Source organism: Acinetobacter sp. 742879 (genome assembly GCF_000588535.1).
Lineage (GTDB): Bacteria > Pseudomonadota > Gammaproteobacteria > Pseudomonadales > Moraxellaceae > Acinetobacter > Acinetobacter pittii.
Genome location: NZ_JFYC01000008.1, coordinates 97,945 through 111,710, shown reverse-complemented (window position 1 = coordinate 111,710; position 13,766 = coordinate 97,945). Strand labels below are relative to the sequence as shown.

At 34.1% G+C, this 13,766-nt stretch carries 12 protein-coding genes; 6 read left to right on the top strand and 6 right to left on the bottom strand.

Annotated features, from left to right (window positions below; translation table 11 throughout):
- Positions 1–17: 17 nt before the first annotated feature.
- Positions 18–1,025, bottom strand: coding sequence for an AraC family transcriptional regulator (locus tag J690_RS15720; protein WP_032036839.1), 1,008 nt, complete (start codon positions 1,023–1,025; stop codon positions 18–20).
- 215 nt (positions 1,026–1,240) lie between these two features.
- Here J690_RS15720 and J690_RS15715 point away from each other — a divergent pair, with 215 nt between their 5' ends.
- Positions 1,241–2,266, top strand: a complete 1,026-nt coding sequence (locus J690_RS15715; protein WP_081405197.1) for a fatty acid desaturase — start codon at positions 1,241–1,243, stop codon at positions 2,264–2,266.
- 101 nt (positions 2,267–2,367) lie between these two features.
- On the opposite strand, the gene J690_RS15710 is transcribed toward J690_RS15715, so the two are convergent.
- Positions 2,368–2,976 carry a LysE family translocator gene (locus tag J690_RS15710; protein WP_032036837.1) on the bottom strand — a complete coding sequence of 203 codons (609 nt, stop codon included), beginning with the start codon at positions 2,974–2,976 and terminating at the stop codon, positions 2,368–2,370.
- Between the two features lie 255 nt (positions 2,977–3,231).
- On the opposite strand from J690_RS15710, the gene J690_RS15705 reads away from it, so the two are divergent.
- The 4 genes from J690_RS15705 to J690_RS15690 all read left to right on the top strand — a co-directional run bounded on the left by J690_RS15705 (position 3,232) and on the right by J690_RS15690 (position 7,203).
- The gene (locus J690_RS15705; protein WP_032036836.1) at positions 3,232–4,104 is read left to right on the top strand and encodes a LysR family transcriptional regulator; all 873 of its coding nucleotides are present in this window, start codon (positions 3,232–3,234) and stop codon (positions 4,102–4,104) included.
- Positions 4,105–4,472: 368 nt separating this feature from the next.
- Complete coding sequence (locus J690_RS15700; protein WP_000031350.1) at positions 4,473–5,459, top strand: DUF1852 domain-containing protein; 987 nt, start codon at positions 4,473–4,475, stop codon at positions 5,457–5,459.
- A gap of 21 nt (positions 5,460–5,480) precedes the next feature.
- Positions 5,481–6,524: a methionine synthase gene (locus tag J690_RS15695; RefSeq protein WP_017400049.1), complete on the top strand. Its 1,044-nt coding sequence runs from the start codon at positions 5,481–5,483 to the stop codon at positions 6,522–6,524.
- A 187-nt stretch (positions 6,525–6,711) separates the two neighbouring features.
- Positions 6,712–7,203 (top strand): flavin reductase, encoded by a 492-nt coding sequence (locus J690_RS15690; RefSeq protein ID WP_000249487.1) that lies wholly within the window; start codon positions 6,712–6,714, stop codon positions 7,201–7,203.
- Between the two features lie 53 nt (positions 7,204–7,256).
- On the opposite strand, the gene J690_RS24755 is transcribed toward J690_RS15690, so the two are convergent.
- Complete coding sequence (locus J690_RS24755; RefSeq protein ID WP_032036834.1) at positions 7,257–7,673, bottom strand: NF045616 family extracytoplasmic (lipo)protein; 417 nt, start codon at positions 7,671–7,673, stop codon at positions 7,257–7,259.
- A 707-nt stretch (positions 7,674–8,380) separates the two neighbouring features.
- Here J690_RS24755 and J690_RS15680 point away from each other — a divergent pair.
- On the top strand, positions 8,381–8,938 hold the full coding sequence (locus J690_RS15680) for a TetR/AcrR family transcriptional regulator (protein ID WP_032036830.1): 558 nt from the start codon (positions 8,381–8,383) through the stop codon (positions 8,936–8,938).
- A gap of 124 nt (positions 8,939–9,062) precedes the next feature.
- On the opposite strand, the gene J690_RS15675 is transcribed toward J690_RS15680, so the two are convergent.
- The 3 genes from J690_RS15675 to J690_RS15665 are packed head-to-tail and all read right to left on the bottom strand — an operon-like array spanning position 9,063 to position 13,575.
- Positions 9,063–11,435 (bottom strand): AAA family ATPase, encoded by a 2,373-nt coding sequence (locus J690_RS15675; protein WP_032036829.1) that lies wholly within the window; start codon positions 11,433–11,435, stop codon positions 9,063–9,065.
- Positions 11,432–12,145 carry an ABC-three component system middle component 1 gene (locus tag J690_RS15670; protein WP_032036827.1) on the bottom strand — a complete coding sequence of 238 codons (714 nt, stop codon included), beginning with the start codon at positions 12,143–12,145 and terminating at the stop codon, positions 11,432–11,434. The genes J690_RS15675 and J690_RS15670 overlap by 4 nt, the downstream gene beginning before the upstream one ends.
- Positions 12,142–13,575 carry an ABC-three component system protein gene (locus tag J690_RS15665; protein WP_032036825.1) on the bottom strand — a complete coding sequence of 478 codons (1,434 nt, stop codon included), beginning with the start codon at positions 13,573–13,575 and terminating at the stop codon, positions 12,142–12,144. Before J690_RS15665 ends, J690_RS15670 begins: the two co-directional genes overlap by 4 nt.
- Positions 13,576–13,766: the final 191 nt, after the last annotated feature.

Here is a 13,766-nt window from a genome sequence, read left to right as displayed (position 1 = left end):
ATCTAAGTTTTTAAAAGTTAAGAGCAAGCCAGATATTTTTCTCGATAATGGATAGGTGATAAATCGGTCCAGCGGCGAAACGCGCGGGTAAAACTACTGACATCGTTAAAGCCAAGAATATAAGCAATCTCAGTAATATTATGGCTTGAGTTTTTAATATACGATAAGGCGAGTTCATGCCTAGTCTGATCGAGTAATTCACTATAAGAGGTGTTTTCGGCAGAAAGTTTGCGTTGCAGGCTTCGTATGCTTAAGCCCAGACTTTTCGCAACGTCTTGTTGTTGGAAATCACCTGTAGATAATTTTTCGATTAATTTTACTTTCACACGTGCCAATATATTTTCTTTATCGAACCGTGCCAGATAACGATTAATAATTTCATCATATTCTTGGGTGAGAGTAGGATTTGCACCTTCTAGTTGTTGTTCTATGGTTGCTGTATCAAACACAATCATGTCTTTGGATGCATTAAAAACAATCGGAGCTTTTAAAATACTCTTAAAAGTTTCTAAATCTTCAGGTTCTGAACGTCTAAGTTCAATGCGTAAGGGTGAAAAAATAGACCCTTGTAAGGCACGACTTGAGCGAATAAAAACGGAAACAAATGCATCTATTGATTCGGGCTGAACTTCGTTGGGAACATGAATAACGAAATAATGGTTATTTCCTTTCCCATAAAACTCTAGCTCTGGAATATCCGTAACCACACGAAAATAACGAATAATTCTTAGAAACATCTCTTTTAGGGTGGTGCTAGTAATCAGTGAATGCCCTAACACATGAAAAGTATTTTGGTTGACTTGGCTGGCAACTTTAAGGCCAAAACATGAATCTTGAGTTTTCTGAACTGCTAATTTCCATAAATTTGCTGTTTGTTTTAATGAATATCGTGCATCAGGATTACTCAGAGCCTGAATATCTAAACCTGCTTGTTCTAATAAAGGCTGACTATCAACACCGGCTTTTTCGAGCGCTTTTTGAATCGCTTTCACCCAGCTAGCCAGTGCCGTTGCTGTCTGTGGCATGTTATGTCCTATAACTTCTGATTCATATTCCTGTAAACAGTATAAAAGATTCAAAACTAAAAAATCTTTTGTTTATTTTGAATCTTTTTATTTTGGCATCCATAGCCAATAGATTGGCGTTTCGAGCTAAGCATACTTTGGATGATCTAAATAAAGTAGGGTCATGAAAAACTGAGGAATAACGGATGACCTATATTTATAAAAATCCTGCCGAAATGACCGATAGCGAAAAAACAGAACATATTAAAAAAGTAGTCACAGCGGAAGGTGTGGCTTTACGCAAGCGCCATCCTATTTTGAACCATCAAAATGCAATAGGGGCAATGATTCTATTTGTTTCTCTCGTTGGAATGATTACTACAGCCGTACTCTATATCAATCATCAGCTTTCAGCGTGGTTCGCAATTCCAATTATTGCGTTTTTTGCATCTCTTACCCATGAGTTAGAACATGACCTCATTCATTGGATGTATTTTAGAAAAAAACCATGGGCACATCATTTAATGATGGGCTTAGTCTGGTTAGCTCGACCAAGTACCATTAACCCGTGGAAGCGCCGTGAGCTGCATTTTAACCATCATAAAAATTCAGGCACCGAAGTCGATTTAGAAGAAAGAGCCTTAACCAATGGGGAGCAGTGGAGCATACGCCGACTCATCGCGATTGGTGATAACGGCTTGGCGGTCTTGTTCCGTATTATCTCTGCAAGCAATTGGACGGTTAGAAAAGTAATTTTTAAACGTGCATTTATGGCTTATTTCCCGCTAGGGATTATTCACTGGTCGCTATGGTATATCTTCTTAGGTTTTCATGCAGTAGATGTTGTTTCAAGTTGGGCAAATGCACCGATTGCTTGGTCAGCTACCACTTTAAATATTATGCATGTGATTAATATTTTGACTGTTGTTTGGGTTGCACCTAATGTACTGCGTACCTTCTGCTTGCACTTTGTGACTAGCAATATGCATTACTACGGTGACGTTGAATTGGGTAATGTCATTCAACAAACTCAAGTATTAACACCGTGGTGGATGATGCCGTTCCAATTGTTTTGCTTTAACTTTGGTTCAACACATGCCATTCATCATTTTGTGGTGAAAGAACCATTCTACATTCGCCAAATGACGGCACCAGTTGCCCATAAAGTTATGCGTGATATGGGAGTGCGGTTTAACGATGTCGGAACCTTTAAAAGAGCAAATCGTTGGAACCTAAATGATTTATCAGAGTCAAAAAGTTAAAACATAGCTTTTTATCTCGCTCAAATGGACTGAGTTCTGTACGAAGCACTCAGTCCATTAATTATAAATTCACCCTAAAGATTATTAAAAATTAAACGGCTCTACTGAAACTTAGTAAAAAGCAAAATCACGCCTAAGACACATAAAATTAAGCCAATCACCCTATTAATCTGTACTTGCTTGGCTAACATTTTTTGTCTCAGTAGCATGGATGAAAACAGCACAGCCACCAGTGAAAACCATATAAAATGGGCAAAAGACATAAAAAAACCATAAGCCAAAAGAATGGTTTTAGGCGTGGTTAAGCTCACAATTTGCGTATAGGTGCTAATCACAAATAGCGTGGTTTTAGGGTTCAGGGCGTTGGTAAAAAAGCCATACTTTATAGCTTGCAGAGTAGCTATAGAATTTAATGCCGCAGAGTCTAAAACTGGTTTTTGAGTAAAAGTTTTATAGCCAATATAAATCAAATAAAGCGCGCCAATATATTTAACAATATTCAAAATTTGAGGCGTATACGTCATCACAAACGCAACGGCTACAAGTGTATAGGTCACATGTACCAACACGCCAAGCGATATTCCTAGTGAAGTGAACACACCTATTTTTCTTCCGTACAAGTAACTATTTTTCGTAACGATCGCGAAGTCAGCGCCGGGGCTAACCACCGCCAAAATCGTAATGAGAATAACCGCAATAAACTCTGCCATTATCTTGCATCCTCACTGAAAATGAGGTGATTGGTCTGTACTTTTTGGAATGTATTTGAGAGGAGAATTATTTTATTTAAAGCTGTTATTCTTTTCGTGAGAAAGATAGGGGCTTTACATTTATGAAGATAGATATAGATATCTAATATATTTTTCATCATCTAAAATGGGGTTTAATAAAGATGATTTTTATTTTGAACAGAAACCTAAAAATAAAAATCGATAAAAACGACTACACATCTATGAGTTTTTGGAATGATCGAAAGAATATCGCTGAATTCACTAAAATTTTTCTATTTTGTGGCGAAGTATGGCAGCGTCACTTTAGCTGCAAAAAAATTATTTGTGACGCAAAGTGCGGTCAGTAAACAGATTTATAATTTAGAAGAAGCTTTAAATACGACTTTGTTTGATCGAAAAAACAAAACACTTGTGATGAATGAGCAGGGTGAAATTTTAATGAGTTGTTGCCATCAAGTTTTTGGTCAGCTTGATGAATGTTTAATAGAACTCAGCCAGCCTAAAGCTGAAAGCAAACAGCTGGTCTTGTCGTGTGAACCGACTCTTTCCATGAAATGGCTCATTCCACGGTTATCAAAATTTAAAAAACTTGGTCATAATTTTGACGTGGTATTACTCACAGCAGGCGGCGTGGTCGATTTTGAAAAAGATAATATTGATATCGCGATTCGCAGAAATGACTTTGATTGGGGAGAGCATATTTATAGCGAAAAAATTGCCGATGAATATATTGCTCTAGTTCAAGCAACCAAGCCACGCGACACAAACGACTTACTCATTTCGACCTCTCGACCGAATTTTTTCAAAAGCCTTAGCCGTATTGCTGAGTTAAAGCAAAGTTTAAAAGGCTTCACTAAAGTTGAACTCGAACATTTTTATCTATGTTTAGAAGGCTGTTTGGCGGGACTTGGCGCAACGGTCATCTCAATTTACATGATTGAAAAAGAGCTTGAGTGGAACTTACTTCAAAAAATTTCACCTGTTGTACAAGATAATTCAGCTTATTTTTTACTTTCTCATAGTGCTTTTGAGGAAGATTCACGCAAAACCATATTTTTAGAATGGCTAAAAGCAGAGATGAATGAAAGTCAGCACACATTACTTTAGGTTGATTCTTTTTAACTTAAATTTTTACTATTAAGTATTTGAAAGTAATAATTAATATTAAAAATGATTAAGGCTCCGTGTGAGTGCCGTAAATTGAATTTTTGCTGTCTAAAATTTCCTAAGATGAAAAATATTTAACTTCATACTTATTTATTAAACCCTAAACATGAATTTCACTCAGTTTGTAATGAGACTAAATCATTTTTATTCATGTTGTGATTGCGGTATAAATCTATTCATGCTCTGAAGCGCTCCAGTAATTCACTTTGATAAGACCATAAGGCACAAAACTGACAAGTCTGGAAAGTTTAAAAAGAGCAAAAAGTTTTTATTTAGGTTTTATCTCAGAAATTAGGGTACTGATCACAATGAGTAAAGAATTTACATTTACGATTAAGAGTATTTGTTTCGATGAGAACTATCGTCCAGCAGACAATACACGTATTACAACCAACTTTGCTAACTTGGCAAGAGGGATGAGCCGCGAAGAGAATTTGCGCAATACATTGCAGATGATCGACAATCGTTTCAATGCCTTAGCTCATTGGGACAACCCTAAAGGTGACCGCTATGGCGTTGAACTTGAAATCATTTCAGTTGAAATGAATATTGATGCCGAAAACCGTACTAGCGGGCTTCCTCTCATCGAAATATTGAAAACCAATATTGTTGATAAGAAAACCAATGAACGCATCGAAGGTATTGTAGGCAACAACTTCTCGTCTTATGTACGTGACTATGACTTTAGTGTGCTGTTGTTAGATCACAACAAAAACAAGTCGACTTTTAGCACGCCAGAAAAATTTGGTGAGTTGCACGGTAACTTGTTTAAGAGTTTTATTAACTCTGAAACTTACAAAGCCAATTTTAAAAAGGCGCCTGTGATTTGCTTAAGCGTTTCGACCACGAAAGAGTACCACCGTACTGAAAACGAACATCCTGTTTTAGGTGTTGAATACAAGCAAGAAGACTATTCATTAACTGATGAATATTTCCAAAAAATGGGCTTAAAAGTTCGCTACTTCATGCCACCAAATAGCGTTGCGCCATTAGCGTTCTATTTTACAGGCGATTTGTTGAGTGATTACACTAACCTTGAGTTGATTAGTACCATTAGTACGATGGAAACATTCCAAAAGATTTACCGTCCTGAAATTTACAACGCAAATTCAGTGGCTGGAAAATCTTATCAACCAAGCTTGAAACACGAAGATTATTCACTTACTCGAATTGTGTATGACCGTGAAGAACGTAGCCGTTTGGCTATTGAGCAGGGGAAGTTTGTTGAAGAGCAATTTATCAAACCATACCAAGCGATTCTTGAGCAGTGGTCTGCTAATTACGCTCCTAATTAATCAACATACGGGTCATTGATCATGAAAAAATTATTACCAACTTCAACTGCTGGCAGCTTACCAAAACCGTCTTGGCTTGCAGAACCTGAAAAGCTTTGGTCGCCTTGGAAACTTGAAAACGAAGGCTTAGCCGAAGGTAAAAAAGACGCGTTACGTTTGGCGTTGCATGAACAACAACTTGCTGGCATCGACATTGTGAGCGATGGCGAACAAACCCGCCAACACTTTGTGACCACGTTTATTGAACACTTAAATGGCGTAGATTTTGAGAAGCGCGAAACAGTTCGTATTCGTGACCGTTACGATGCAAGCGTGCCATCTGTTGTAGGTGCGGTGTCTCGTCAAAAGCCTGTGTTTGTTGAAGATGCTAAGTTTTTACGTCAGCAAACCAATCAGCCAATTAAGTGGGCATTACCTGGCCCAATGACCATGATTGATACGCTTTACGATGGACACTACAAGAGCCGTGAAAAACTTGCTTGGGAATTTGCCAAAATCTTGAACCAAGAAGCGCGTGAGCTTGAAGCTGCTGGTGTAGACATTATTCAGTTTGATGAACCTGCATTTAACGTCTTCTTTGACGAAGTAAATGACTGGGGCATCGCGACTTTAGAGCGTGCAATTGAAGGTCTAAAATGTGAAACTGCGGTCCACATTTGCTACGGTTACGGCATTAAAGCCAACACTGACTGGAAAAAGACACTTGGTTCAGAATGGCGCCAGTACGAAGAAGCTTTCCCGAAACTTCAAACGTCTAACATTGATATCATCTCGTTAGAATGTCACAACTCACATGTGCCTATCGATTTACTCGAACTCATTCGCGGTAAAAAAGTCATGGTCGGCGCAATTGATGTTGCATCTAACCAGATTGAAACACCAGAAGAAGTGGCTAACACACTACGTAAAGCGCTTCAGTTTGTAGATGCTGACAAGCTTTATCCTTGCACAAACTGCGGTATGGCACCTCTTTCTCGTGAAGTGGCACGCGGCAAGTTAAATGCTTTAAGTGCAGGTGCAGAAATCGTTCGCCGAGAACTGACGGGTTATGATCTTACTGCTTAATATTTACCAATAAGTGGTATAAAGGGTTACTTTTTTGATGGCAGTTGATAATCAAACAAGTAACCCTCATTTTACTTACTACATGTCGCTCTAATTAGATCGCATGTCGATAAAGTACCTTCCTGATGGAGTTGGGCGGTATAGCAAACACTCAGGACAAGGTACGGTTCAATTTAGGAATAATGTCATGGTTCAAGCAACAGACTTTAGAAATGCAATGTCTTTACTCACAAGTGCAGTTAGTGTTGTGACTACGGCAGGCATGTCTGGCCGTTTTGGATTTACTGCCTCTGCTGTTTGTAGTGTGACCGACACACCTCCGACATTATTGGTGTGTATGAACCAATCTGCGAGTTCACATGCACATTTCCTAGATAACAAAATCTTAACTGTGAATGTTTTAGGCGCGCACCACGAACATATTTCAAAAGCATTTTCATCTAAACTCACACCAGAAGAGCGCTTTAAACATGGCGCATGGATTGAGTTAGAAACGGGTTCACCTGTGTTGGATGATGCTTTGGTAAGTTTCGATTGTGAGATTGAGCAAATTCAACAAGTCGGTACACACACGATTTTTATATGCCCGATCGTGGCGATTAAACAAAGCCAACATGACCAAAGCTTGGTTTATTTTAACCGTGCTTATCACCAAGTGGGGCAGACCGAGATTGTCTAAACCCACGCGTTTAGTTGTTTCTGCAATAGCGAAATGAGGGCCTAGGAACAATCCTATTTACAAGTTGTTTCACCGGGTTCAGGCTCTCGGATTTCTAGCTTATTGTTATGTTCTACTACACAAATACGTGTATCGAAAGTTTTGTATATATCCAAAGTAATGTCATAAGCTACATTCTTTTCAAACGCCTTTAGAGGAATTTTTACACAATCTTTCTCTTCTATTGGCAAAGGAAAATTTGAATATTCTTTCTCATAAATGCTTTTGTAGCCGTTTGTATAGTCAGCTTTCGCCACAAAAATAATAAATTTTTTATCAAATGGATAGTTCGTTTTTTTAGGGTTATTGGTAAAGGCACATACATACTCTTGATGTAGTGTAACCTCTAATGGAAGAGGGCCTTGGCTACAACCATTCAAGAAACACCCAGTGGTTAATATTAAAATGGACTTTGAAGATAGTCTTCTCATTTATGTTCTCGTAAAGTTCTAAAAAATATTCAAATTCAAAAAGTAAAATTTATGAGGTTTAGCTTACCGTATCTGACTCTTTTTAAAAAATTAATAAATACAATTGAATATAATATCTAAAATAATAATTAAGTTAATCTAATGAAAAATAATAAGAAATTTAAATACTTGTCATAAATGCTACATTGACACCTCTAAACTCTCGGATTATTCTTTGCGTGCTGGCCTACATTGCCAGCTGGCTTTGACAGGCCAGAACCTAAGTACATTGAAAAAACTTGTTTTTTTAATGTAGACTCGTTCGTCCCCCTTTTTTTGTTGCGGTAGGACGGAAGGGGGACACCCTCGGGTGTGCTGATTCTTAGGTTCAGTCTGTCAACCCTCTTTCGTTCTACCACCATTATTTGACAGTAATGCGGTAGGACTTCTTTTACCTAAGGAGTCGCTCATGCGCAACATTTCTATTTTATTGGCAACCATTGCCAAGCCTTTTATTCCGATATCCTTTAGCTCATCTTTAAAACTGTTTAATTGAAAATACGTTTTAAAGCTTTAGCTCGTCACGACTAAAAACTTATATCAACAATAAAACTTGAGATGTGCCAAGCACCGTCTTACGGCTTTGCTGTGCCTTTTTTTCTCCCAGAAAGGGCACAGGCTTTTTATCTTAGCCAGACATAACAACTTATTTTTATAATGGTAAAACTATGCCAACTTTAGAAACAGCTTCAAAAAAATTAAAAGTTATTCATAGTGCAATAGATCTATTTAATCTCTATGGATTTCACAACACGGGCGTAGACCTGATTGCCAAAGAAACTAAAATTCCCAAAGCTACGCTTTATAATTACTTTCACTCGAAAGCAAAGCTCGTTGAAACCTGCATAAGCTTTCAAAAAAGCCGCCTCAAAGAAGAAGTGCTGGCAATTGTCTATTCACACCGCTACTCAACCGCAGTCGATAAACTTAAAGAAATTGTCCGCTTACATGTCGATGTAAATAGCCTTTACCACCTTTTGTTTAAAGCCATATTTGAAATAAAACAGCTTTATCCAACGGCTTACCGCATGGCAGTTGAATATCGAAAATGGCTACTTCGAGAGCTTTTTGATTTAGTCTTTAGTTTGGAGACCAATGCATTTAATCCCGATGCCAACATGGTTTTAAACCTAATTGATGGATTGATGCTACAGGTTTTGAGTTCTAACAGTTTGGATGAACGGGATGTGGTGTTGGAGAGGTTTTGGGGGAGGATAAGGGATTGAGAGTTTTTTGTTTAAAAATCTTGTATTAAGTCTAATTCTTTATTATTCACGTTTAAATATTAATTTTAAGGGAATGATACATCGCTATCATCCCCTTAAAATAAGAACTTTATAAGTTTTAAGCTTAATATACATAATTATTGTTTAAAATATATTCAGTTCTTTCCATTAAATTTACTGATTTAACACTTTTATTATATTTTAAAAACTTATAAGAAAAGTATCTTGCTACTTTATTTTCATGAGTAGATAAAATAATTTGTTTCTTACAGAAATCATTACGTAAAACTTCAACTAGTGAGGACATGTTTACATCATCCATTGTTTGTACTGGATCATCGATGAGAATTGTAGAAAATTTTGTAGAGTAAACTCGATGTAATGCTAAAGTTAAAGAAATTACTACAGCTGATATTTGTCCAGAGCTCATTGTATTCAATATATCATGATCGCTTTCCCAATTAGAAACTAGACGTATGTTTTTGAGTTCATCTTCACTCGTTGGATCTTTGATTGCTGGATCTTTAATAAATACACCATACCCTAAACCTGCTTGATGAGTTTGTAATATCTTTCCTGAATAAATATAAAAAGGTATTTCAATTTCAGTTATTAATTTTTGTCTATATAATCTAATTTTCTTTCGTATAGTTATAATTAAACTGTTAATATCCTGAAGGGCTATATTCATATAATTAAGTTGATTCTTTAGTGTTTTAATCTTTTCATTAACTTCTGTTAGAGAATTAAAATATAAGTTATGGATATAGTTCTCTTTATGGTCAAGTAGATTAGAATTTATTAAATTTAAATTTTGGGAGGTATTATTGAAGTAATCTCGATAAATCCGATTAAATATATCAGAACCATTAGATTCTGAATATCCTTCCGGAGGATTTCCTACTGCAGATAAAATACGTAAAATTAATTGATTAGCTGCTTCATCTAAATTATAAATATCATTCTGTTTCGGAAAAACTTTAGCTATTAAATCTTGATATTCAAATTTCTGGTTCTCTAACCATCCATTTATTCTATCAAGGAAATCTTTATAATTTAGTGCTTTAGATAGAGATTGTAAGTCTTCATTAGAAATAACTATATTTTTTCCTAAAAAATCTTTACATGCATGTATAAGAGGTAAAAGATGAATATTGTTAAATTCTTCTCTTAATTGGGATAAAAATTTATCTTTATCAGTTAGTTCTAATTCAATTACAAGTTTGTGTTGAGCTATAGCATTTGCTAAGGCATCATGATTTTGATGATCGTGACCACATAGTAAACAAGATGATTCATTCGGTAAATTTTGTAGCTTTGAAGACATTTCATTGTGATATTGAAGAACTTCAGTATAAATAGAACTTAGACCATGATTTTTTGCTTCTTGATTAATAAGAATTTGAAGTGAATCTTGAAAGGAAGAATAGTTTTTTAAACCTAGTAATTCATAAATACTTTCAAGATTGGTTATTGTTTGTATTGATTTATAATCATTATTATTTAATATATTATAAGTATTTTTAATAAACTGGTAATTTTTCTCTTCATTGATATAAAAATCATATTGATCAATAAATTGGTAATATCCAAGATAAAGTTTGAGCTGTTCGCGCTGTTGAGTAACACTTTCAAAACTACGGTTTTTGATAAAAAAATCTTGATATTTAATAAGATTTTTTATATGAGAAATTTCTTCTAAAGAGTTATTGAGCTTTTCTTGGCTGAAATCCTTAATAGAAGCCATATCCCAAAAAGGGGTTTTATCAATTTCAGTAAGCCATGGGAAAAGAAAGAAATGTTGTTCAGATTTTTCTGATGTCAAATTGAAATCATTAATCTTATATAGCTCATTGATATTATTTATTTGTGTTTCTATTTTACTTTTTTCAGTGCTTATCTTATTTTGAATATCTTTTAATTTATCTAGTTTTTCATCAGCTTCTAATGTATTACCAAAAAGTTGTGCTAATTCTTCAGCTCTTTTTACTTCATTTTTAGTCTTAAGAAATTGCGAGGTTTCTTCTTGCTGGACGTAGTGAAAAAGTAAAAAATCTCTTGCAAGATCCTGACTACCTAAGTACTCATCTAATTTATTTTGAGAAGATTCAATTAATTTTCCATCTATTATTTCATATAATTCCCATAATTCTGCAAACTTAGATATTTTTTTTAAGGCTTTAGGTGGATTACTTTTGAGCTTCCTTTGAAAAGTTTTTATTTGATAATTTTGATCCATTAGTTCAATTGTAATCTCAACATTTTCGTTCCCTTTATGAGCGACTACGACATCTGTAGGAACTTGTCTATTCTCAACAGAAATTAAACGAGAAATATTTCCAGTAAGACTTAATTCAATAGCATCAAATACCGATGTTTTACCATAGCCATTTGGCCCATCTAAAAGAATAAGGTTGTTATGGTCTAAATTTATTGTATAAGGATCATTTCCAAAAATTTTAAAGTTCTTGAATGTAATTTTTTTTAGCTGAATCATATTAAGTTCCCCCATATTTTCTCAATATTTTGATAAATATTATTGTTATTCCAATCTATTTCAGGTTCCATTAAGTTTTTAAAAAGTACAGATTCTTTGCCTTCAAGAGATTTTTCAATCTCCAAACACAAATTTATTAATTCTTTCTTCTGAGGGATATAGGTAATAAATGGTAGTTTTAGAGCTATTTTTAAAATAAGAGAATAATAATTTTGGATATTATTGTGATTCTTTTTAAAATTCAAAAAAAGTTGTCCGTTCTGACTATTAATAATTTCACTAATAGTTAGATTTGAAATTTCAGTGATATTATTTTTTTCTAAATAATTTTTTAAATCACTTAATTCAGAAGGAAAATAAGTAATTACATTTTTTTTGAAATTGTATGGATCCTCTTCTAGAGTGAATATTGTTTCTCTTTTTATACGAGTCTCATCGTGACAAATAAATAAAGTACAATTTTTTATGAAATATGACTCAACTTTTCCAGAGTTTCTTATAATTTCAAACAACTCCTCAGCTGAATTTTCTAATAACTCTTTTGCAAGCTCATCCGATTCATTATTTAGTTGAATAGTAACGAAATATTCTTCTTTTGCATGGTCAGTTCGAGGACAAAAAAGAAAAATATTATGTCTATCATCTGGTAATTGTATGTCGACTAACTCATATCCATTATTTGAAAGAATATTATTAATAATTTTAATCATTTAAGCAATTGGTCCTTGGCATCGGTTAAAGGAATAAGATGGATGATATTTAAGGGTTCATTTCGCTTAGATCTATGGTCTAAATCTTGAGAAACTGGAGCTTCAGTATGCCTTGATGCTATTGCTGAAATAGGATGTATGATACTTCCATGGTAAATAAGATTCTCAACTTCATACAAAATTTCAATAATGCTTGGATTTAAACTAATTTGTCTCTCAATTTGTGTAATTCTGCGAAAAGAATTAGTAATAGTCGTTGGTAAATAATATTGGTAAGGCGGAGTAGTATTGCGGTAAAGTAATTTATATTTGATTGGTTTGTGAATTGCTAAATTAAAATCAATTTCATGGAAAATTCGTATAAGCATGTAACGAATCCCCTCAGAATTAGTCTCAAAAGCATCATCAATATTATTATTTTGTAGATTAATTTGTGGAGAAAAATGGCGGTAATGCTCCCAAAGCTCATAAGGTGTAAGGCTTAATAGGATTTTACGTATTTCTTGTAAGTTACAAGGGAATCCCGGTTCAGGTGACTGATATTCTTCATCTGGGTCTTCCATATAATGATCAATATAAAAGAAAAAACGTTCTTTAAACTTGTAAGCTATATATTCTTTACTTATATTTTCGTGATCTATATTAAGAATATTAATTATATTTGTGAATTCTATTGGAGCCTTTATTAGACTTTTTTTATGTTCATGGCGATAAATAATATATTTATCCATCATGCCTAAAAAGTGAAAAAAAGCTCTATCTAATTGGCTTTCAGTTATAGGGATACTTCTATTTTTAAGGGCTAAAGATAGCTGTGTTTTAATCTTTTCATTAATTGTATTAAGATCACAAAATAAATTTTCATCATCATATTTATATGCAGAAATTCTAGATAAAGCATCATTTTGTTCAGTCAAAATACTTTCTAAAAAATGGGCTATTTCTTCAGCTGATTTTTTTTTAAAAGCATTTCTAATAATTAAAGTTGTTTTAGAACAACCTTTCACAGCAGATGCTGCTTTATGGATAGTTGAAGTTGCTTCAGTTGATAGTTTGAATTCTTCTAGAATACTTTCTATATCACTTTTAATTGATGACTTTAAGTCATAACAGTCTGATTTATAATTTATTTCTTTCCATGTGTGAATTTTTCCTACTACATTTAAATTCTTTGAAAGTTCTAAAGTTATTTCTAAAAGTGCATCAGAATATTTGCTGTAACTAGATTCATTATATGCTTTTACTTGGTGAAAAGAGATAGGCTTATTATCAATGACAATTTCAAAATCTTCATTATCTTCAAGCATTAAATTATAGTTAGAAAAATCTTTCTCAACTGATTCCGAATTAATACATTTTAAAGCATAGTAGAGAGCTACTTTGCCTTGATAATTGAAACCACTCCAAGAGGGTGAGGCATCGAAAGCCATTTAGAAACTCCCATACACAGAAAAGGGTGGAAAGTATTTGTAATTTTCTGTGTTACTTTTTTAAATTTATGTTAATGATTTTTTTACCACTTTTTAATTTTAATTTCTACTCTCTTTTTTGGTAATTTAATAAAATATATAAAATGTGGTATTCAGATAAAAAATTTGTAATATCAAAAGGATCTATATTT